Annotated in this window: 18 protein-coding genes; 10 read left to right on the top strand and 8 right to left on the bottom strand. The window is 64.4% G+C overall.

What is annotated here, in order from left to right; genetic code table 11:
• Positions 1-262 precede the first annotated feature (262 nt).
• From E8E68_RS18370 to E8E68_RS18360, 3 genes are read right to left on the bottom strand one after another with little or no spacing between them, the layout of a single operon-like run.
• Positions 263-1,285 carry a histone deacetylase family protein gene (locus E8E68_RS18370; protein ID WP_280343542.1) on the bottom strand — a complete coding sequence of 341 codons (1,023 nt, stop codon included), beginning with the start codon at positions 1,283-1,285 and terminating at the stop codon, positions 263-265.
• Positions 1,285-2,529: a Zn-dependent hydrolase gene (locus E8E68_RS18365; protein WP_266030085.1), complete on the bottom strand. Its 1,245-nt coding sequence runs from the start codon at positions 2,527-2,529 to the stop codon at positions 1,285-1,287. The genes E8E68_RS18370 and E8E68_RS18365 overlap by 1 nt, the downstream gene beginning before the upstream one ends.
• 29 nt (positions 2,530-2,558) lie before the next feature.
• On the bottom strand, positions 2,559-3,863 hold the full coding sequence (locus E8E68_RS18360; protein ID WP_280343538.1) for an MFS transporter: 1,305 nt from the start codon (positions 3,861-3,863) through the stop codon (positions 2,559-2,561).
• A gap of 182 nt (positions 3,864-4,045) precedes the next feature.
• Between E8E68_RS18360 and E8E68_RS18355 the strand changes: the two genes are divergently transcribed.
• The 4 genes from E8E68_RS18355 (at position 4,046) to E8E68_RS18340 (ending at position 6,590) form a co-directional block, all read left to right on the top strand.
• A complete protein-coding gene (locus E8E68_RS18355; protein WP_266030081.1) occupies positions 4,046-5,005 on the top strand; it encodes a LysR family transcriptional regulator in 960 nt (319 codons plus the stop codon).
• A gap of 42 nt (positions 5,006-5,047) precedes the next feature.
• Positions 5,048-5,485: a hypothetical protein gene (locus E8E68_RS18350; RefSeq protein WP_266030079.1), complete on the top strand. Its 438-nt coding sequence runs from the start codon at positions 5,048-5,050 to the stop codon at positions 5,483-5,485.
• A 16-nt stretch (positions 5,486-5,501) separates the two neighbouring features.
• Positions 5,502-5,945: a PaaI family thioesterase gene (locus tag E8E68_RS18345; protein WP_266030078.1), complete on the top strand. Its 444-nt coding sequence runs from the start codon at positions 5,502-5,504 to the stop codon at positions 5,943-5,945.
• 99 nt (positions 5,946-6,044) lie between these two features.
• Positions 6,045-6,590, top strand: a complete 546-nt coding sequence (locus E8E68_RS18340; protein WP_266030077.1) for a WYL domain-containing protein — start codon at positions 6,045-6,047, stop codon at positions 6,588-6,590.
• Between the two features lie 31 nt (positions 6,591-6,621).
• On the opposite strand, the gene E8E68_RS18335 is transcribed toward E8E68_RS18340, so the two are convergent.
• The gene (locus E8E68_RS18335) at positions 6,622-7,344 is read right to left on the bottom strand and encodes a hypothetical protein (protein WP_266030075.1); all 723 of its coding nucleotides are present in this window, start codon (positions 7,342-7,344) and stop codon (positions 6,622-6,624) included.
• 172 nt (positions 7,345-7,516) lie between these two features.
• Here E8E68_RS18335 and E8E68_RS18330 point away from each other — a divergent pair, with 172 nt between their 5' ends.
• Complete coding sequence (locus tag E8E68_RS18330; RefSeq protein WP_266030074.1) at positions 7,517-8,140, top strand: glutathione S-transferase; 624 nt, start codon at positions 7,517-7,519, stop codon at positions 8,138-8,140.
• 94 nt (positions 8,141-8,234) lie between these two features.
• Here the strand turns inward: E8E68_RS18330 and E8E68_RS18325 are convergent, their stop codons facing one another.
• Positions 8,235-9,410 (bottom strand): MFS transporter, encoded by a 1,176-nt coding sequence (locus tag E8E68_RS18325; protein ID WP_266030072.1) that lies wholly within the window; start codon positions 9,408-9,410, stop codon positions 8,235-8,237.
• Between the two features lie 94 nt (positions 9,411-9,504).
• Between E8E68_RS18325 and E8E68_RS18320 the strand changes: the two genes are divergently transcribed.
• The 3 genes from E8E68_RS18320 to E8E68_RS18310 all read left to right on the top strand — a co-directional run bounded on the left by E8E68_RS18320 (position 9,505) and on the right by E8E68_RS18310 (position 12,553).
• The gene (locus tag E8E68_RS18320) at positions 9,505-10,413 is read left to right on the top strand and encodes a LysR family transcriptional regulator (protein WP_266030070.1); all 909 of its coding nucleotides are present in this window, start codon (positions 9,505-9,507) and stop codon (positions 10,411-10,413) included.
• 103 nt (positions 10,414-10,516) lie between these two features.
• Positions 10,517-11,491, top strand: coding sequence for a D-2-hydroxyacid dehydrogenase family protein (locus E8E68_RS18315; RefSeq protein ID WP_280343529.1), 975 nt, complete (start codon positions 10,517-10,519; stop codon positions 11,489-11,491).
• Between the two features lie 81 nt (positions 11,492-11,572).
• Positions 11,573-12,553 carry a 5'-nucleotidase gene (locus E8E68_RS18310; protein ID WP_280343526.1) on the top strand — a complete coding sequence of 327 codons (981 nt, stop codon included), beginning with the start codon at positions 11,573-11,575 and terminating at the stop codon, positions 12,551-12,553.
• Here the strand turns inward: E8E68_RS18310 and mhpT are convergent.
• Positions 12,548-13,783, bottom strand: coding sequence for a 3-(3-hydroxy-phenyl)propionate transporter MhpT (gene mhpT, locus E8E68_RS18305; protein WP_266030065.1), 1,236 nt, complete (start codon positions 13,781-13,783; stop codon positions 12,548-12,550). The two genes, E8E68_RS18310 and mhpT, sit on opposite strands and share 6 nt — an antisense overlap.
• Positions 13,784-13,816: 33 nt before the next feature.
• Positions 13,817-15,208, bottom strand: coding sequence for an alginate export family protein (locus E8E68_RS18300; RefSeq protein ID WP_280343523.1), 1,392 nt, complete (start codon positions 15,206-15,208; stop codon positions 13,817-13,819).
• 249 nt (positions 15,209-15,457) lie between these two features.
• On the opposite strand from E8E68_RS18300, the gene E8E68_RS18295 reads away from it, so the two are divergent.
• Together E8E68_RS18295 and E8E68_RS18290 are read left to right on the top strand one after the other, a co-directional pair.
• Entirely contained in the window at positions 15,458-17,140 is a 1,683-nt protein-coding gene (locus E8E68_RS18295; RefSeq protein WP_280343521.1) for an arylsulfatase, read from the top strand.
• Positions 17,137-18,159 carry a formylglycine-generating enzyme family protein gene (locus E8E68_RS18290; RefSeq protein WP_280343518.1) on the top strand — a complete coding sequence of 341 codons (1,023 nt, stop codon included), beginning with the start codon at positions 17,137-17,139 and terminating at the stop codon, positions 18,157-18,159. Before E8E68_RS18295 ends, E8E68_RS18290 begins: the two co-directional genes overlap by 4 nt.
• On the opposite strand, the gene E8E68_RS18285 is transcribed toward E8E68_RS18290, so the two are convergent.
• Positions 18,143-19,873 carry an acyl-CoA dehydrogenase family protein gene (locus E8E68_RS18285; protein ID WP_280343516.1) on the bottom strand — a complete coding sequence of 577 codons (1,731 nt, stop codon included), beginning with the start codon at positions 19,871-19,873 and terminating at the stop codon, positions 18,143-18,145. The two genes, E8E68_RS18290 and E8E68_RS18285, sit on opposite strands and share 17 nt — an antisense overlap.
• Positions 19,874-19,885: the final 12 nt, after the last annotated feature.

Below are 19,885 nucleotides of genomic sequence, written 5' to 3'. Positions count from 1 at the left end.
GCCCGTGCCATGCACCGTGTTGGATGCTTCGCGGGGCAAGCCCGCTCCCACAGGTACCCCCGCTGGCTTGAGGCTGATGCAGTACCTTGGGAACAACTGGCTTGCTCAATTTCCGGAATCTAGCGCAATCCCTGTGGGAGCGGGCTTGTCCCGCGAACACGGGCGAAGCCCGTGCCATCCAACATGCTGGATTCTTCGCGGGTGTATGACCGGGGACATCCTTAAGACCGGCAGCCAAACCATAGATGCCGGCCTCTAGCACTTATCGCCAGTCCGCCTGTTCAGCAAAGAACGCCTGCGCATTCACCTCCAGGCTCTCCAGGTGGTAGCCCCCCTCTTGGACAATCAGGCAAGGCAAGCGCAACGCGCGAATTCGCTCACCCAGCGCAGCGAACCCTTCAGTGGTCACAGCCACCTTGCTCTGCGGGTCCAGTTCGAAGATATCGAACCCCAGCGACAGCACCAGTACCTCGGCACCAAAGTCCTTCACTGCCGCCAGGGCAACCTCCAGTTGCACCATGAAGTCCGCCTCGCTCGCCCCATGCGCCATCGGCAGGTTGAGGTTGTACCCCTCCCCCTCACCACTGCCACGCTCGTCCGCGAACCCGGCCACGCCTGGGTAGAAGTTGGTCGGGTCGCCATGGGTCGACACATACAGCACATCCCGGCGATGGTAGAAGATCTCCTGAATCCCTTGGCCATGGTGCATGTCGGTGTCGAGGATCGCTACACGGCTGTAACGGCTGCGCAGGGCCTGGGCGGCGACAGCGGCGTTGTTGATGTAGCAGAAGCCGCCAGCGGCATCGAACCGCGCATGGTGCCCCGGCGGCCGGCACAGCGCATAGGCGGCGGGCTCGCCGTCGAGGATGGCCTTGGCCGCGGCAACCGCGCTTTGCGCCGACCAATAGGCCGAGTGCCAGGTGTGTTCGCCCACCGGGCAGCTACCGTCTGCCAGGTAGCGGCCAGCCTGGGCGAGGATGCCGCGCAGAGCGTTGGGCTCACGCACGAAAATGTTGGACATGACCTCATCGCCCCAGTCCTCGGGCACTTCTTTCCAGCGCGCATGGGCTTCTTCGAGAAAGGCCAGATACGCCTCACCATGCACCGCCTTGAGCGGTTCCAGGCCGGCATCCTCCGGTTCAAGGATGTCAAAACCCAGGTTTTGGGCCGCCTGCAACAGCCGCAGGGCGCGCTCGGGGACTTCCTGCGGGGTACGCATGGCGCCGCGCGAGTAGTAGCTACGCGGGTGATGCAGCAGTTGTGCGGGGTGGAAGTAACAACGCATCAGGCTTCTCCTGGGTGTGCGACAAGGCCGGCACGGGCCAGCACGGCGTTAAGCAATACATCGGCCCCTTGGCGGGCATCGTCGGGCCATACATCCTCGGCTTCGTTGTGGCTCAGGCCGCCGATGCAGGGGATGAACACCATCGCCGTCGGGCAGTAACGGGCCAGTAAAATGGCGTCATGGCCCGCGCCGCTGACGATGGTCTGCTGGGCATAGCCGAGGCCATCCACCGCCTGCTGCACGGCCGCCACGCAGTCAGCGTCAAAGGGGGTGGCAGGGCTGGCCCAGTGGCGTTGGATACGTACCTGCAAACCGCGCTGGCTAGCAATGGCTTGAAGCTTCAGGGCCAGCTCACGCTCCATCGCCTCGATGGCTTCATCACGGTGGTGGCGCAGGTCGACCGTGAACTGCAGCAGGCCGGGAATGGTGTTGCGCGAAGACTTGGCGATGGACAGTTCGCCCACCGTAGTCAGGCCTTCCGGGGCAAAGTCCGAGGCCAGTTGCTCAACCACCTGGATCATCCGCGCCGCACCGTACAAGGCATCCTTGCGTAGCGGCATTGGCGTGGTACCCGCGTGCGCCGCCATGCCCTCGACGGTCACATCCAGCCAGCGAATGGCCTGGCCACCCTTGACCACGCCAATGGCCTTGGCGTTATCTTCAAGGATCGGGCCTTGTTCGATGTGCGCTTCGAAATAGGCATCCACAGGGGCGCCCAGCGGGCGCTGGCCGGCGTACCCGGTACGTTGCAGCTCATCAGCGACGCTGATGCCATCGGCATCACGGATGGCCAGCGCTTCTTCCAGTGCCAGAGTGCCGGTGAACACTGCCGAGCCGAACATGGCCGGGGTGAAACGCGCACCCTCCTCGTTGGTCCATACGGCGACTTCCAGTGGTTTACGCGTCTGGATATTCAAGTCGTTGAGGCGGCGCACCACCTCAAGCCCAGCCAGCACGCCGTAGACACCATCGAAACGCCCGCCTTCGGGTTGGGTATCGAGGTGGCTGCCGATCATTACCGGCGCGGCATCCGGGTCAATGCCAGGGCGTCGGGCGAACAGGTTGCCGATGGCATCCACGGTCAGCGTCAGGCCAGCTTCGCGGCACCAGTGGCTGAACAGTTCACGGCCGGCCTTGTCCTCGTCGCTGAGGGCCAGGCGGCAGCTGCCGCCGCGGGCGGTCGCGCCGATTTCGGCCATGGCCATGAGGCTCGCCCACAGGCGCTCGCCATTGCTTTTCAACATGTGCGGTACTCCAGAATGAAACGGTTCGATCAGGCAAGTTCCAAGTGCTGGCTACGGGCGTGCTGGCGCGCCAGGGCGAGCACGCAGACCAACGAGACGGCGGCGATCAGGGTGTAGAACACTGCCATTGGCCACCATTGCCCAGTGAAGGAATGGGCCAGCCAAGTGCCGATCAACGGGGTCAGGCCGCCGGCAATGGCACCGCAGATCTGGTAGGCCAGCGAAATGGCGGTGTAGCGGACGCGGGTTTCGAACATGCCGCTGACGTAGCCAGCGATCACCGCATAGAACGAGGCCATGCACGCTGCCGCCAGCGCAATGCCGAGCACGATCAGCGGGCCCTGGCCCGAGGTGACCAGCACGAACATCGGGTATGGCGAGGCCATCGCCAGCAGCGCGACCAGGGCCAGGAAACGGGTGGCGCCGATCTTTTCCGACAGCCAAGCGGCCAGCGGCTGCACGCAAAACTGGATGATCGCCACGAAGAACAGGCACTCCAGGATCAGCGAGCGCTCCAGGTGCAACTGCTGAGTGGTGTAACTGATCATGAACGTATTGGTGAAGTAGACCCCGGCAATGCCCAGGGTATTGGCACCGATGCACAGCAACAGCGGGCGCCAGGCAGTGCGCAGCACTTGGAACACGGGCGCCTGCTCCTTGCGCCGGGCCTTTTCCGCCTGTTCGCGGCTGGCGATGAACTCGGGCGACTCATTCACCCCGAGGCGAATGGCCAGGCCCACCAGCAACAGCAAGGCGCTGGCCAGGAACGGCACACGCCAACCCCAGCTCATCAGTTGCTCTTCAGGCAGGCGGGTAACCGCACCGAAGGCCAGGAGCGAGAGGATCAGGCCCGCTGGGCTACCCAGCTGGGCGAACGAAGCGAAGAAGTTGCGCCGCCCCTTGGGCGCATGCTCACCGGCCATCAGCACCGCCCCACCCCACTCGCCGCCCACGGCAATGCCCTGAACGATGCGCAGTAAAATCAGCAGCACCGGCGCGGTGGCGCCGATCTGTGCATAGGTCGGCAGCAAGCCGATGCACACGGTGACGATACCCATCATCAGCAGGGTGATGACCAGCGATTTCTTGCGACCGATACGGTCGCCCACATGGCCGAAGACGATGCCACCCAACGGCCGGGCGAAGAAGCCTACGGCGAAGGTGCCAAACGCAGCCATGGTGCTGAACAGGCTATCGTCGGAGGGGAAGAACAGCGCGCCGAACACCAGCGCGGCGGCGGTGGCGTAGATATAAAAGTCGTACCACTCGATCATGGTGCCGATGAATGCGGCAGCGGCGGCACGGCGCGGCTGGGCAGAAGCGGTGGGCTTCATGGGGGGCTCCTTTGCTTGTTGTTCTGGCAGGAGTTGATGGGTCACGGTAGCGCTCTGCTGGCGCTTGGCCTGCTGGTTCGGTGCTGGCCTCAATGCCTGGGATTTATCGGCCCGGGGCTATGATTAGTCAATTTTCTATTTATTATGCGAACTATTAGCCATGCTTATCATAGAGCCCTGCCATGTCCGACCGCCTGCTCAACGACCGCCTCGACTGGAATTTGCTGCGCACCTTCCGGGTCATCGGCCAGGAGCTGTCCATCAGCCGTGCCGCCGCCCGCCTGCACATCACCCAACCGGCAGTAAGCCAGGCACTCAAACGCCTGGAAGAACAACTCGGTCGCCAGCTCATCGCCCGCCGTGGGCCGCGCTTCGTGCTGACCGAAATGGGCGAACAACTGTTCCAGCTGGCCGGTGAGGTGTATGGGCAGATGTCGCAAATCGGCAATTTGCTGGAGCAACCGGCGGACGAACTGGTAGGCAAGGTGCGGCTGCTGATGATCAGCCGCATCGTCAGCGACCCCTTCGACAGCTTCCTCGCCGACTTTCACCGCCAGCACCCAAGGGTCGATCTGGAAATCGACGTGATGCGCAGCTCCGACATCGTCGCCGCCCTGCAAGAAAAAACCGCAACCGCCGGCCTCAGCCTCAACCGGCGTGCACAATCACGGCTGGAGCAACGGCTGTTCCTGCGCCAGCGCTATGCGTTTTTCTGTGGCAAGCACCATGCCCTGTTCGGCCAGGCAGAAGGCGACTTGCAGCGCGAGAACTTCGTCAGTTTTACCAGCGACCAGATTGGCGGCATGCTGTCGCCGTTGACCATTTTCCGCGACCAGCAGGGCTTTGCCGGGCGCATCGTGGCGTCGTCGCCCAGCCTGGAGGAAGTGCGCCGGCTGGTGGTTGCCGGGTTCGGTATCGGCTGCTTGCCCGAACATGTGGTGGCACCGGATGTTGCAGCAGGATTGCTGTGGAAGCTGCCGCCACAGGAAGGCATTGCCGATGTGGATATTCACCTGCTGTGGAACAGGGAGCAGCGCTTCAGTCGAGCGGAAGCGGTGTTCATCGAGGCACTACAGGCGCGCGTGGATCAAGCGCCATCACTGCGCCACCCGTCATTTCTGCCAGTAGCCACTCCAACATGACGTAGCCCACTATCGGGCCAGGTAATCAAGAGGGTCCCCTCAATGGACTGGTTGATCTTGTTGCATCTGGCAAGCTATGGCACTGCACTGCTCATCATCGCCGCTTTTGCGCTTATCTATGCGACCCGCTCGCAAATCATGCCCTACCACGCGGCGGCAATCGAACGCCCCTGGCACACCTTGGATGCCCCCTTGCAATTGCTGTTGTTAGCCCTGCTACGCCTGGTCGGCTGGGGTTGGCTGGCCATCGCCTGCGCGGGGCTGCTGCTGCTTCACCAAGTGGTTGTGCTACGCGTTCCGCTGCAATTGCTGGTGTTGTTACAGGGGTACTGCCTGCTGGCGATCACCCCGATCATCGCGGTGGCTGGCCAGGTAAAACGCCGTAGCAACGGCTCACCACCGGTCATGGCCAGCTGGCTAGCCATGATGCTTTGTTGGCTGGGTTTTCTGTTCGGGCTGTTGGCCCGGGCTGGTGCCTGACACGGGAGTGAAGCACATGAAAGACAACCTCTTCTGGCAAATCGTCGCGGGTTTGGTGCCACGGCCTAACGCCGCACGCTTGCTCGGCTGGAACTTCATCAGCCATGAACTGGCAACGCGCGAAGTCAAAGTACAGTTCGATGCATCGGAATCGTTGACCAACCCATTGGGCAAAATCCAGGGCGGGATGCTGACAGCGATGCTCGACGACTGCCTTGGCCCTGCCGTCTATGCAACGTTGGACACCCACGAAATTGCACTGACAGTGAAACTGGCAACCACCTTTGTTCGCCCCGCCTCACCCGGGAACATCATGGGCATTGCCAGGATGTACAGGCGTCGTGGCGCTTATTGCTACGCCAAAGGTGAGCTCAGGGACGGTAATGATAAAACCCTGGTCACGGCATCGGCCTGTTACAAAGTGGTCAGCCTGGCCAGCACCGGTTACAGGGCGACCTGATACGAAACCTTGGATCCCATTCGCTGGCAAGGTATGCTGAGCGATAGCTAAACGCCATCACTCAGGCAGGCCCGGCGCCTGCCTTCAAGGACGAAGCCTTTGCCCAGCCACCCTACCCGCCATACCATCGCCCGCCAGTGGCAGTTGCTCAAACTGCTGCCGGGTCGCCACCCAGGCATGAGCTCTACCCAGCTGCAGGCGGCCCTTACAACGGTGGGTCATACCACCAGCAAACGGACCGTCGAGCGCGATTTGGTCGAGCTCGCCGCGCTGTTCCCACTGCAATGCAACACCAAAGGCATGCCTTACGGCTGGTACTGGCAGCCGGGCCTGAGCCTGGGCGAAGCGCAGCAGCTGCAGCCGGACGTGCTGACGCCACCGGCACCGGTTGAACTGCACGCCTGGGTCGATGACGCCCTTGCCAGCCGCCTGAAACAAGCGCCATTGTCCGCAGACATGCAACTCACGCCGCACGCCAGCGGTGGCGCCGCCTTGGTAGCTACCGTCGATGACAACCGGGCGCTGATGGGCTGGCTGCTATCGCATGCCGGCTCGATCCGCGTGCAGGCGCCGCAGGCGCTACGTGTGGCGCTGCTCGAACAGCTGCGTCGGAGCCTGGCACTGCAAGAGGCGCGCGGCATGTAGGCGCAGCCTCGTGCCGCGATGAGAGCGGCTTTTAGCGTGGGTTACGCCGTGCCAGGCAGGCATAGCTCAAGCCAAGCACGCTGAAAGCCAGCACGCCCAGCAGCACCATCAGTTCACGACTGTAGCGGGCGACCGTGGCCGGAAAACCGATGACCTCGTGGTACACCTGCACATCGGCCACCCCATCGGCATGGCTGATGCCGACCCCGCCCTGGCGGATCTGCGAGTAGTCGGCATCGAAGTACACCCACACCTTGCACCTGCCCCCCGGCTCGATCGCCGGAATATCGACCAGCGCGGTGGCGTTCTCCAGCAGCGTGTCGTTGCCGGCAGCATCGCGCACCTGCACCAGGCCCTTGGCCGGCAGGCGGATTTTTACCTCGCGTACCTGGGCGTCACCCGTGTTGTGCAGTTCGACGAGCAAGCCGGTACGGTGGTCAACCAGCCCGGCCTCGAACGGCTTGGCGAACAACTGGGCATAAGGTGCCTGGGCCATCTCGATCAACCGCTCGACCTGATCGGAGCTCAGCGCACCCTGGCCGATACTGTTGATTCTCCCCTGCAACTGCTCGTACTTGAGTTGCTCGCTCGCCTTGCTGATACGCTCGCTGAACTGGCTGGGGTAGGTGAGATAGGCATAGGTCAGTGACGCCTCCAGGCGCGGGTTGCCCCTGAATAACGCGTAAGCAGCCAACAGGACCATCAGGCCGATCAGCACGGCGACCAGAAGCTTCCCCACCTTGTCCCAGCTCAATGCGTACTTCCTTCTGTCGTGTGCAGACGATTAAATCTGCCCAAGGGTGCCAAGTTCGAGGCCCCCAGGCAAGCATGGGCAGCTGCGGCCGCATTTGCACCGGTTCGACATCGGGGTTGCCAAAACGGCTGGCGGGGCGGACGATCAATCACCCCACTTCAGGACGAACACCATGCTACGGATTCTGGGCAGAGCCTCTTCCATCAACGTGCGTAAAGTCCTGTGGGCGTGCGCGGAATTCGAGGTAGCGTTCGAGCGTGAAGACTGGGGCGCAGGCTTCCAGCCGACCGACAGCGCCGAATTCCTGGCGCTGAACCCCAACGCCATGGTCCCCGTCATTCAGGATGGCGACTTTACCCTGTGGGAGTCCAACAGCATCATCCGCTACCTGGCCAACCGCTATGGCGCCACGGCTTTTTACCCCGAGGAGGCGCAGGCGCGGGCGAGGATCGACCAGTGGATCGACTGGCAGGCCACGGACCTGAACCGTTCCTGGAGCTACGCCTTCATGTCCCTGGTCAGGCACTCGCCCGCTCACCAAGACCCGCAGGCTCTGGCCGCCGGTTGCGCGGACTGGTCGCACTACATGCACATCCTTGACCACCAGCTAGCCCGCACCGGTGCCTACGTGGCGGGTAGCCAGTTCACCCTGGCCGACATCCCGATCGGCCTGTCGGTAAACCGCTGGTTCGAAACGCCTTTCGAGCACCCGCAGTTGCCGGCCGTGCGGGATTACTACGAACGCCTGAGCGAGCGCCCGGCCTATCACCTGCATGGCCGCAACGGTACGCCGTAACACCTGGACGTGTGACGCAAAGCCGATCGCTTACCCTGTGCGAGCGGCCTTGCGTCGCGATGGCGGGCAAAACTACCACGGCCATTCCGTTCCGTTACGCCGCCACTTGGCCCGGCGCCGCGCCGACCCGCCCGCGCCAGGCAAACAGCAGTACCAGCAGTAACCCGACCGCCGCCATCGCCGCCCCTGCCAGGGAAATCGCCGGGTAGCCCAACCCAGCATTGATCACCGCGCCCCCGAGTGCCGCGCCAATTGCATTACCCAGGTTGAACGCGCCAATGTTCACCGCCGATGCCAGGTTGGGTGCGTCCTTGGCCGCTTCCATCACCCGCATCTGCAACGGCGGAACCAGGGCAAAGCTGGCGGCGCCCCAAACCAGGATCGCCAATGCCGTCGGCAGCGGCCAGTCCAATACCAGCGGGAACACGAGCAGCACGGCAATCAGCACCGCCAAGGACAGGATCAAGGTGCGATCGATCGAGCGGTCTGCCGCCTTGCCGCCCCACACGTTGCCCAAGGTCAGCCCGACACCGAACAACACCAGCATGGCTGTGACGAAGGCGGTGGATGCAGTGGCCTCACTCTGCAGGATCGGCGCAATGTAGGTGAACACTGTGAACATCGCGCTCGACCCCACCACGGTCAGTAGCAACGCCGCCAGCACCGGCCCGCGACCGAGCACGCGGATTTCGGCCATGGCCCCGTCGCCTTTGGGCGACGGCACATTGGGCAGGGCGTACCAGAGCGTGGTCATCGCTATCAGGCCAAGCCCGGCAATGCCCCAGAACGCCGTGCGCCAGCCCAGCATTTCACCAAACCAGGTCGCCAGCGGTACGCCGCCGATGGTGGCCAGGGTCAGGCCCATGAACATCGCCGCCACCGCCCCGGCGCGCTTTTCGGGCGGAACCACACTGGCCGCAACGATCGAACCGATGCCAAAGAAGGCGCCGTGGTTGAGCGAAGTGACCACGCGCGCCACCAGCAGGCTGGTGTAGTCGCTGGCCAGGGCAGACATCAGGTTACCCAAGGTGAAGATGGCCATCAGCCCGATCAGCAGGTAACGCCGCGGGATTTTCACCGTGGCCAAGGTCATCAGCGGTGCGCCGATCAGCACGCCGAGGGCATAGGCACTGACCAGCAGCCCGGCGGCAGGGATGGATACGCCAAGGTCGGTGGCGATACTGGGCAACATGCCCATGGGGGCGAACTCGGTGACACCGATGCCGAAGGCACCGATGGCGAGTGCGACCAGGGGGGGATTGATACGCATGGCAAGCTCCTTATCTATGCTGCAAATGCTACGATCTGCGCTCCAAGCGCACTAGACTGCCTTTTTGCCAATCACCTTTGCTCACGAGGCACAAATGGACGTCAGTGGAAGATCCGGAGAGATGGAGGTTTTTGCCAGGGTGGCGCAGGAGGGCAGCCTGTCTGCCGCCGCTCGGGCGCTGGGCCTCACGCCCTCCGCAGTCAGCCGTATCCTCGCGCGCACCGAGCAGCGCCTGGGCACCCGCCTGCTGTTGCGGACTACCCGGGCGATCACGCTCACGCCCGAGGGTGAGGCGTACCTGCTCGGGGCGCGGCGGGTGCTGGCGGACATGCAGGAAGTGGAACAGGCCGTCACCGACCAGGGCGTGCCCCGCGGGCGTTTGCGGGTCAGCGCGGCGCTGGGCCATGCCAGGCAGACCGTGGTGCCACTGCTGGCCGCGTTCAGCGCCCGTTACCCGCAGGTGCTGGTCGACCTTAGCCTCAGCGACGAGGTGGCCGACATTCTCGGCGGCCAGGCCGACGTGGCGTTGCGCTTCGGCCGGCTGCCAGACAGCTCGCTGAGTGCCCGCGCCATTGGCGAAACCGGCCAGGTGGTTGTGGCCTCGCCTGAGTACCTGGAGCGCTGTGGTACGCCACAGGTGCCGGAGGACCTGGCCAGGCACAACTGCTTGCGCTTCAACTTCCGCCGGGCAGCGCCCGATTGGCCATTCCGTCGCGACGGGCAGGTGTTTTGGTTGAAGGTGACCGGCAACATCGAATGCAGCAGCGGCGAAGCCCTGGCGCAGTTGGCCAGGCTGGGTGCCGGCGTGGCGCGCATCGGCACCTTTACCGTAGCCGATGACTTGGCCAGCGGGCGGCTGGTGCCGTTACTGGAAGCGTACAACCCTGACGACCGCGAACCGATCCATGCGGTGTTCGTCGGTGGCCCGGCGATGCCGGCGCGGGTACGGGTATTCGTGGATTTTCTGGTGGAGCAGCTGACTGGCAATTTGCGCAATCATTGATAGGCGCGGTCAACGTTGCGCAGCAGCGTCATGCAGGCCCATGTCGACAACGGCTTGTTGGGTTATCTTGCCTACTTCACCGTACCGCCAAGGCCAGAACACCATGCGCATTGTCATCCCGGACGATTATCAGGACGTGATTCGTACGCTCGACTGCTTCAGCCGTTTGCACGGGCACGAGGTCAGCGTGCTTCATGAGTGCCAGCCTGCCACGCTGGACGAACTTGCCCAGCGCTTCGCCGAGGCCGACGCACTGGTGCTCACCCGCGAGCGCACGCGTATCGACGCGGCGTTGCTCGACCGCCTGCCCAGGCTCAAGCTGATCAGCCAGACCGGCAAGGTGTCCAGCCACCTCGACCTGGCCGCCTGCACGGCTCGCGGCATTGCCGTGACAGAGGGGCGCGGCTCGCCGGTGGCGCCTGCGGAACTGGCCTGGACGCTGATCCTCAATGCCCGCCGGCAACTGGTGCCAGCCATCGATGCCTTCCGGCAGGGCCAGTGGCAGGTCAACCTGGGCCAGGCGCTGGCGGGCCAGGTACTGGGTATCTGGGGTTATGGCAAGATCGGCCAACGCCTGGCGCGCTATGCTCAGGCGTTCGACATGCCGGTGCTGGTGTGGGGCAGCGACAGCAGCCGCGCCGCAGCCGAAGCCGATGGCCACCGTGCAGCCCCTTCACGCCAGGCATTTTTTGCCGACGCGGATATCGTCAGCCTGAATCTGCGCCTGTCGGAACAGACACGGCACGGCGTCACTTTCGATGACCTGTCCTCGATGAAGCCCGACGCCCTGCTGGTGAATGTCAGCCGCGCCGAACTGCTAGCCCCTGGGGCCTTGCTGAAGGCCCTGGACGCAGGGCGCCCAGGCTACGCGGCGGTGGATGTGTACGAGCAGGAGCCGGTGCTCGACCCGGGTCACCCACTACTGCGCCACCCCCGTGTGCTCGCTACGCCGCACCTGGGGTATGTAGAGAAGAACGGCTACGAGCTGTACTTTGGCGATGCCTTCGACAACGTACTGGCATTTTTCGAGGGTGTGCCGAAGAACGTTGCCAACCCCGAAGCGCTGGCTCGCAGCTGAACTGGCGGACCGGCAGGCCTGAGGGCGTTCGTCGTGACGCAGGCGTACACTTGCCTTCAGCACAGCTTCAGGAGTTGTTCAATGCCCTACCCTATCGAACAGAAACTGGTCATCGGCGTTGCCTCGAGCGCGCTGTTCGACTTGACCGTCCCCGACGACATCTACCAGACCCAGGGCGTTGAGGCTTACCGTCAGCACCAGCAGCAGAACCTGGATGTGCCATTTCCCAAAGGCGTGGCGTTCCCATTCATTCGCCGCTTCCTGAGCATCAACCAGGCCTTCCCCGACCAGCTGCCCGTGGAGGTGGTGCTGCTCTCGCGCAACTCGCCGGAAACCGGCCTGCGGGTGTTCCGCTCGATCGATCATTACCAGCTGGACATCACCCGCGCAGCGTTCATGTCGGGCCGCTCGCCCTACGAATACATCCCGGCGTTCAATGCTTCACTGTTCCTCAGCGCCAACGAACAGGATGTGCAGAAGGCCATAGACGCCAACTACCCAGCCGGGCGTGTACTGCCCACGCGCATCTACGATGACGAGATCGACACCGAACTGCGCGTGGCATTCGACTTCGATGGCGTGATTGCCGACGATGAAGCGGAGAGTGTGTTCAAGCGCGACAACAACCTGGATGAATTTCAGGAGCACGAACGGGCGCGCAAGGGCATCCCCCACTCACCCGGGCCATTGGCGGACCTGTATCGCAAGCTCTCGCTCATCCGCACGCTGGAGGACCGTAAGCTGGCCGAGGACCCGGCGTACAAACGGATCCTGCGGATTGCCATTGTCACCGCGCGCAATGCGCCATCGCATGAACGCGTGGTGACCACGCTGAAGGATTGGGGCGTGTCGCCGGACGAATGCTTCTTTCTCGGCGGGATGGAAAAGCCCAGGGTGCTGTCGATCCTGAAGCCGCATGTGTTTTTCGATGACCAGCGCAGCCACCTGCAGTCCCCTGCGGGGGATCTGCCGATGGTGCATGTGCCGTTCGGGGTGGCTAACAGAGGGTGCTCACCTGAGCCAGAACGGCTGCAAGACGACGCATCATCGCCCGCGTCATGAACCGTGGCGCACGCTGTGCGCGGCCGGGGCAACCGGGCGGCTACGCCGACCCAACAAGGCCCGCGCGGCCAGCGCCGCCACCACCAGCCCAGGTGACGCTGCCAGCAGCAAGCCACCCACCCCCGCGCCCGCCGCCAGGATCTGCCCGGCGGCCAACGGCCCGGCCATCGACCCCAACCGCCCAACCGCCACAGAAGCGCCCACACCGGTCGCGCGCACCTGGGTCGGGTACAGCGTCGGCGCCAGCGCATACAGCACCAGCTGCCCGCCAATGGCGCAATAGCCGGCGGTGAACCCTGCCAACAGCATCAGGCCGAAACTGCCCGAAAACCCCAAGCCCGCCAGCGAAGCCAGCATCCCGGCATAAGCAATGAAGACCGCGCGCCCCGCGTAACCTTTGTCCATCATGCGCCCGGTCAGGAACGAGCCTGCCGCGCCGCCCAGGTTGAACAGGATCTGCACCGCGCCTGCCTGCGGCCGGCTATAGCCCTGCCCGATCAACAACGATGGCAACCAGTTCAGCAGCATGTACAACACGGTGAGCGTGAAGAAGCAGGCCAGCCACAGCAGCAAGGTACGGCTCGCCTGCCCCGGCCCGAACAACTGCGCCAACATGCCATTGGCAGCAGTGCTGGCTGCGGGCCGGGCACTGAACGCCTGGGACTCCTTCAGCCATACCGCCAGCACCAGGGCGATGGCGATAGGGGCGATACCGCCCACGTAGAACACCATTCGCCAGTCTTCGCCCAGCCCGGCCATGCCGATGACCGACGCAATCGCGCCGCCAAGCGGCACCCCGCAATAGGTCACGCTCACCGCCGTGCTGCGCAGCCGCTCAGGTGCGGCCTCGCTGGCCAGGGCGATCAGGATTGGCAAGGCGGCGCCCAGCCCCAGGCCGGTCATCAGCCGTGCAATCAGCAGCGCGGTGTAGCTTTCAGCGTGGGCCGTGCCCAGCGAGAACCCGCCAAACAGCAGCACTGCCACGATCAGGATGGTTTTGCGGCCCAGCCTGTCGGCCAGCCAGCCGCCCACGAATGCTCCCGGTAGCAAGCCCAGCAAACCGGCGCTGAACACCCAGCCCAGCATGACCGGGGTCAACGCGAATTCCTTGGCCATGTGCGGTGCGGCGACACCGGTGGCCTGCAGGTCCAGCCCCTCCAGCAAGGCGACCAGGAAACACAGGCCGATGGTAAGCACCGGCCTGCTTGAAACTGAGGTTGCATGAGTCATGTGTGGCCCCTTTTGTTGTTATGGATCGGGATGTCAAAGCCTGAACGTGGCACGCAATGAGACGAACGAAGCATCCACGCCGCCAGCGTCCTTGATCGCTGCACCCACGTCGTAGTACTTGAGGTCGAGGTCCAGGGTCAGGTTGGGCGTAGCCAGCCAACGGGTGTTGGCGCGATAGATGGTGCCGACATGGCGCCCGGTGCCACGGGTGTTGGCCAGCATGCTCATGCCGGGCATGTAAACCCCGTCCTCCTCGCGCTGCTTCCACACCTCAAGTACCCCCTGCTCGAAGCGCACCGTGCGCCAAGGCGAAAAGCCGAAGGTAGGCCCGACCACGATGACGTTGCTCAAAGTGGTCAGGCTGGCCTCACCGTAAACGCCGTTGCGCGGGAACAGCGGGTCGAAGGTGCCGACCTTGCCGTCGCCAGCGTCGCTGTCGCCGCTGGCCGCATCCACGCGCATGCCCAGGCGTGGCTGCCAAGGGTGGGCGAAGGTGTAGCCGCTGTCGCTGGATACCGCCCAGGCGCGGATCGAGGCGCCGCCCAGGTGGCCGCCCTGCCCGGCCAGGTTCCAGCTCCAGTCCAGCGCCTGGTAACGGCCGAACAGGCGGGTGCCGTAGGTGTAGCGCTGTTCGTCGCCGGTTTCACCGGCCAGGCTGCGGTCGTCGGTTTCCAGGCCGAAGGCGAACACGTCCATGGCCCAGGCCGGGGTCAGCGGCAACGTGCCGTAGACGCCGTAGAACTTCACCGCATTGTTGCTGCCGTCATCCCAGCTGTCTTCGCCGGTTTTCAACGGCCTGACGGCGAATGCATCGAGCTTGCGCCCGTCCTTGAGGTTAAGGCTTGCGCGCACGCCATCGAAGCTCAGGCGAAGGTTGGGCACGTCGCGGTAAGTCACGAACACCTGGTCGCCAAAGGCCATTTCCTGGCGCCCGACCCGCGTGGTGTAACGGCCGCCGGCAAAGTCGTGGTTGAAGTCTATGAAGGCCTGGCGGACCTCGTTGCGGCCTTCGTCGTTGGGCGAATACAGGTCCTTGCCGAAAGCCCGGGTGTTTTCCACCTGGACGAAGGTGCGCAGCGCGTCATCGAACAGGTGCAGGTCGGCGTGGGCCTGCAGCCGCTGCAGCAAGTAGGAATCGTCCTTGAGCCCGCGCAGGCCGAAAAACGGCTGGTTCAACACATCGGCACGGTAACGGGCTTCGGCACCCAGCTGCAGCCAGGCCGACTCGGACAAACGGTGGTAACGCAGCCCATCGAACGGGTCGCTGGCCTTGGCCGGGTCGTCGAGAAAGCGGTAGTCCTCGACCCAGCGCGGGGCACCGGGCCGGCCAGGCCGGCTTTCCTCAAGCGGGCTGGCCGCGTAGGCACACTGGCACAGCGACAGCAGTACAACGGGCACGCACGCCCGATTCAACAGCCTCGTCATCAGAATTTCCCTTTACTTGTTTTTATAAAATTGGATAACTCTATTAACGATTATTTTTGTTAACGATGTTGCCGTCAATAGCCAATCAGTGCCTGCAAGGAGTGGATGAGAGGAAGCGTTCGCTGATCGAACGCTTCTGCATCCGACCTCGGCAAGCAGCCGCCATTGGCCGCTAGTATTGGCGCTGCGGCATGTCTGGCTTGCGTCTGTGCATGCCTTTTCACTCATTACAACAACAAGAGCACCTACATGAATTGCCTCAAACCCCTTGCCGCCTTCGGCGTGCTCATGCTTGGCGTCAGCCAGGCCATGGCTGCGCCAACTGTTAAACAACCAAACATTCTGCTGATCGTTGCCGACGACCTCGGTTTTTCCGACCTGTCGGCGCTGGGCAGCGAGATCCGCACACCGCACCTGGACAAGCTGCTGGCCGATGGCCGCCTGATGCTGGACTTCCATGCAGCACCCAGCTGTTCCCCCACCCGCGCCATGCTGATGTCGGGCAACGACCCGCACATTGCCGGGCTGGGCATGATGGCCGAGGCACGCAAACGCCTGCCGGCGGGGTCTGAGGTGCGCGCTGGCTACGAAGGTGTGCTCGGCGCCAATGTCGCCACCCTGGCCGAACTGCTGCACGACGCCGGCTACCGGACGTACATCTCCGGCAAATGGCACCTGGGCATGCAGCCCGCGCAACAGCCGCAGAACCGCGGCTTTGACCAGGCGTACGTGCTGCTCGAGGGCGGCGCCGCGCACTTCAAGCAAGCCAACATGGACCTGCAGTCGAACTACAGCGCGACGTTCCGCCACAACGGCAAGCCTATCGACCTGCCCGACGACTTCTACTCCAGCACCTGGTTCACCGACCGCCTGATCGCCTCGATCGATGAGGGCAAGGCCAGCCACAAGCCGTTCTTCGCCTTCGCCGCCTATACCGCACCGCACTGGCCGCTGCAGGCGCCGGAGCCGTATCTGGCGCAATACCGTGGCCGCTATGACCAAGGTTATGAAGCCATCGCCCACCAACGCCTGGAACGCCAACGCAAGGCCGGCCTGGTGCCGGCGGACTTCCCGCTGCAGGCCCAGCTTGAAGGCGTGCCAAGCTGGGCATCGCTGAGCGATGAGCAGAAGCGCCAGTCGGCGCGCACCATGGAGGTGTACGCAGCCATGGTCACGGCGCTGGATGCCGAGGTCGGACGCCTGGTAGAGCACCTGCGCAAGACCGGCGAACTGGACAACACGCTGATCCTGTTCATGTCCGACAACGGGCCGGAAAACGCCACCCGCGTCGACCCGGACTGGATCGCACAGCACTTCGACAACCGCCTGGAAAACTATGGCCGGCGGGATTCGTTCCTGATGATCGGTTCGGCCTGGGCCCAGGTCAGTGCCCTGCCCAGCCGCCGCTACAAAATGACCACCTACCAGGGCGGCATCCGCGTGCCAGCCTTCGTCTACTACCCGGCCACCATCAAGCCAGGGCGCAGCGAACAGCTGGCCAGTGTCCGCGACATCATGCCGACCCTGTTGCAACTGGCCGGTGCAGCGATGCCCGGCATCAAGTACCGCGACCGCGATATCGTGCCGCCACAGGGCACCTCGGCCCTGAGCTACCTGCAAGGCGACGACACGCGCATCCACGCCGAGGACGAAGCGCTGGGCTGGGAAATCAACGGCAGCGCCTCGCTGCGCAAGGGCTCGATGAAACTGTTGTGGGATGCCACCGACGGTATGCCGGGCTGGCGCCTTTATGACCTGCGCAAAGACCCTGGCGAGCACCATGACATCGCCGCCGCACACCCCGGGCAAGTGGCGCATATGCTGCGTGACTGGAAGGCTTATGCGCAGCGCAGCAACATCGTGATCGATGCCGATGGCCGCCCCGCCAGCCCGGCGAAGCCGGCCAACCAGGCCGTGGCCAGCAAGCCATGATCGCCCGAATAGCCGGTGGCGCACTGCTCGCCGCCGGTTTGCTCGCCGTGGGCTATAGCGCCTGGCCGCAAGCCCCGGCGCCGGCGCTGCTGTGCGATGGCTACAGCGGCCTGCCGGCGCTGCGCCAGGGTGCCTGGCGGGAGGGCATGGTGCGGTTGTCGGGTGGTGTGTTCAGCTTTGGCTCAGACCGGTACTACGATGAAGAAGGCCCACCCCACCCAGCGAACATGTCGGGCTTCTGGATCGATGTGCACCCGGTCACCAATGCCCAGTTCGCACGCTTCGTCGCGGCCACCGGCTACCTCACCCATGCCGAGAGGGGCATCAGCGTCGCCGACGACCCCACCTTGCCCGAGCACCTGCGGGTGCCGGGGGCGATGGTGTTCCAGCAAGGGCCGGATGTGCCCGAGCCTGGCTGGCAGTTCGTGCCTGGCGCGAATTGGCGTCATCCGCAGGGCCCGGGCAGCAGTGTCACCGGGCAGAGCAACCACCCCGTCGTGCAGGTGGCCCTGGAGGATGCCCAGGCCTATGCTCGCTGGGCCGGGCGCAAGCTGCCCAGCGAGGCGCAGCTGGAGTACGCCATGCGCGGTGGCCTGCAGGATGCGGATTTCAGCTGGGGCACGACAGAACTGCCCAAGGGCAAGCTCATGGCCAATACCTGGCAGGGCCAGTTCCCCTACCACAACGCGGCGACCGACGGCTTTACCGGCACCTCGCCGGTGGGCTGCTTCCCGGCCAACCGCTTCGGCCTGTTCGACGCCGGCGGCAACGTCTGGGAGCTTACCGCCACGGGTTACCGCCCAGGCCACGAGCCGCAGAGCGAAGTGGCTATCGATCCGCCCGGCCCAAGCGTGGACGAAAGCTTCGACCCCGCCGAGCCGGGCGTGAAGGTTGCGGTGATCAAGGGAGGGTCGCACCTGTGCTCGGCGGACCGGTGCATGCGCTACCGGCCGTCAGCCAGGCAGCCGCAGCCGGTGTTCATGGCTACTTCACACGTAGGCTTCAGGACGGTGCGCTGAGGTAGGGCAACGGTGCAGCGGCCGCCTCCACGGCCGCTACCTGTCGGTCGAGATCTGGCAGCAGGTAGCTGACGAAGAAATTGGCGCTTTCCTGCTTCGTCAGCCGCTGCGGCGCATCCGCCGGCAGTGCCTGAATGCAGCGTTCGGTGCGGGCCCACGCGTAGGCCTGCAACGCCGTGGCGCACAGCTGGAGAAAGTCACCGGCTGCACGGTACGGGTATTCGGGGTCGTCCGCCGCATTCAGCATCACCTTGGCAAGCACAGCCGCAAGCGTGTCGCAGACCCTGCGCAGTGCAGCCGCCGCCCTGCCCGCACCTTCTTCCTTGCGAAGTTCGCCCAGCAGCAGGGCGAACCCTTCACCGCCATCACCCAGTACTTTGCGCAGCAGCAGGTCATTGGCCTGCACCTCGTTGGTACCTTCGTAGATCATCGCGATGCGGCTGTCGCGCAGGGTTTGTTCGATGGCGAACTCGCAGGTGTAGCCGTAGCCGCCGAACACCTGCAGCGCCTTGCTGGCCAGGTGAAAGCCCTGTTCAGTGAAGGCTGCCTTGACGACCGGGGTCAGCAGCGCCGCCAGCGTCGCTGCCTTGGCCCGTTCCGCGACGTCTGCAGAAGTGCCAGCGATGTCCAGCCAGTGTGCGGTCCAGTAGCCCAGCGCGCGCATGCCTTCGCTGCGCACCCGCAGTTCCAGCAGCACCCGGCGCATGGCGGGGTGCAGGTGAATGGGGTCGGCCTGGCCCTTCGGTTGCCCCGGCGCGTTCATCTGCCGGCGCTCCAGGGCGTAGTCCCGGGCGTACTGCCAGGCGGCCTCTGCATGCGCCAGCCCTTGCAGGCCGACATGCAGGCGGGCCGAATTCATCATCACGAACATCGCCTCCAGGCCACCGTGGGCCTGCCCGACCAGCCAGCCGCTGGCGCCGTCGAAGCGCAGCGCGCAGGTAGCGCTGCCGCGAATGCCCAGCTTGTGTTCCAGGCCATCGCAGTACACGGCATTGGGTTGGCCATCCTCGAGCCTTTTCGGCACCAGCAGCAACGACAGACCGCGGCTGCCGGCCGGCGCCCCCGGCAAACGCGCCAGCACCAGGTGCAGGATATCGTCGGTCAGGTCATGGTCGCCGCCAGAGATGAACAGCTTGTTGCCGGTCACGGCATAGCGGCCGTCGCCCATTGGTTCGGCCCGGCAACGCAGCAGGCCGAGGTCGCTGCCGGCCTGGGGCTCGGTGAGGCACATGGTGGGCAGGGTTGCGCCGCTGACGATGCCGGGCAGGAAGCGCGCCTGCAACTGCTCGCTGGCATGGGTTTTCAGGCACAGATAGGCGCCGTGAGCGATGCCGGTATACATGGCCCAACCATGGTTGCTGGCAAACAACATCTCTTGCAGGGCGGCGTCGAGCACCTGGGGCAACCCTTGGCCGCCCAGATCGGGCGCACAGGCCAGCGCCGGCCAACCTCCCTGGACATACGCCCGATAGGCCGCCGGGAAGCCATCCGGGGTGCGCACTTTACCCGCATCCAGACGACAGCCCTGGCGATCACCCGTGGCATTCAGCGGCGCCAGCACTTGCTCACTGAAACGCGCCGCCTCTTCCAGCACTTGCCCCGCCAGGTCCAGATCGAACTCGGCGTAGGGCGGCATTGCCTGCCAGGCCTGGTCGGCCCGCAGCCAGTGTTGCAACACGAATTGCATGTCCGGCAATGGCGCTTTCCAGGCCATGGATCACCTCAC

Source organism: Pseudomonas sp. BN607 (assembly GCF_029871175.1).
Lineage (GTDB): Bacteria > Pseudomonadota > Gammaproteobacteria > Pseudomonadales > Pseudomonadaceae > Aquipseudomonas.
Note: the sequence above shows the minus strand (reverse complement) of the source record. Positions and strands in the feature narration are given on the sequence as shown.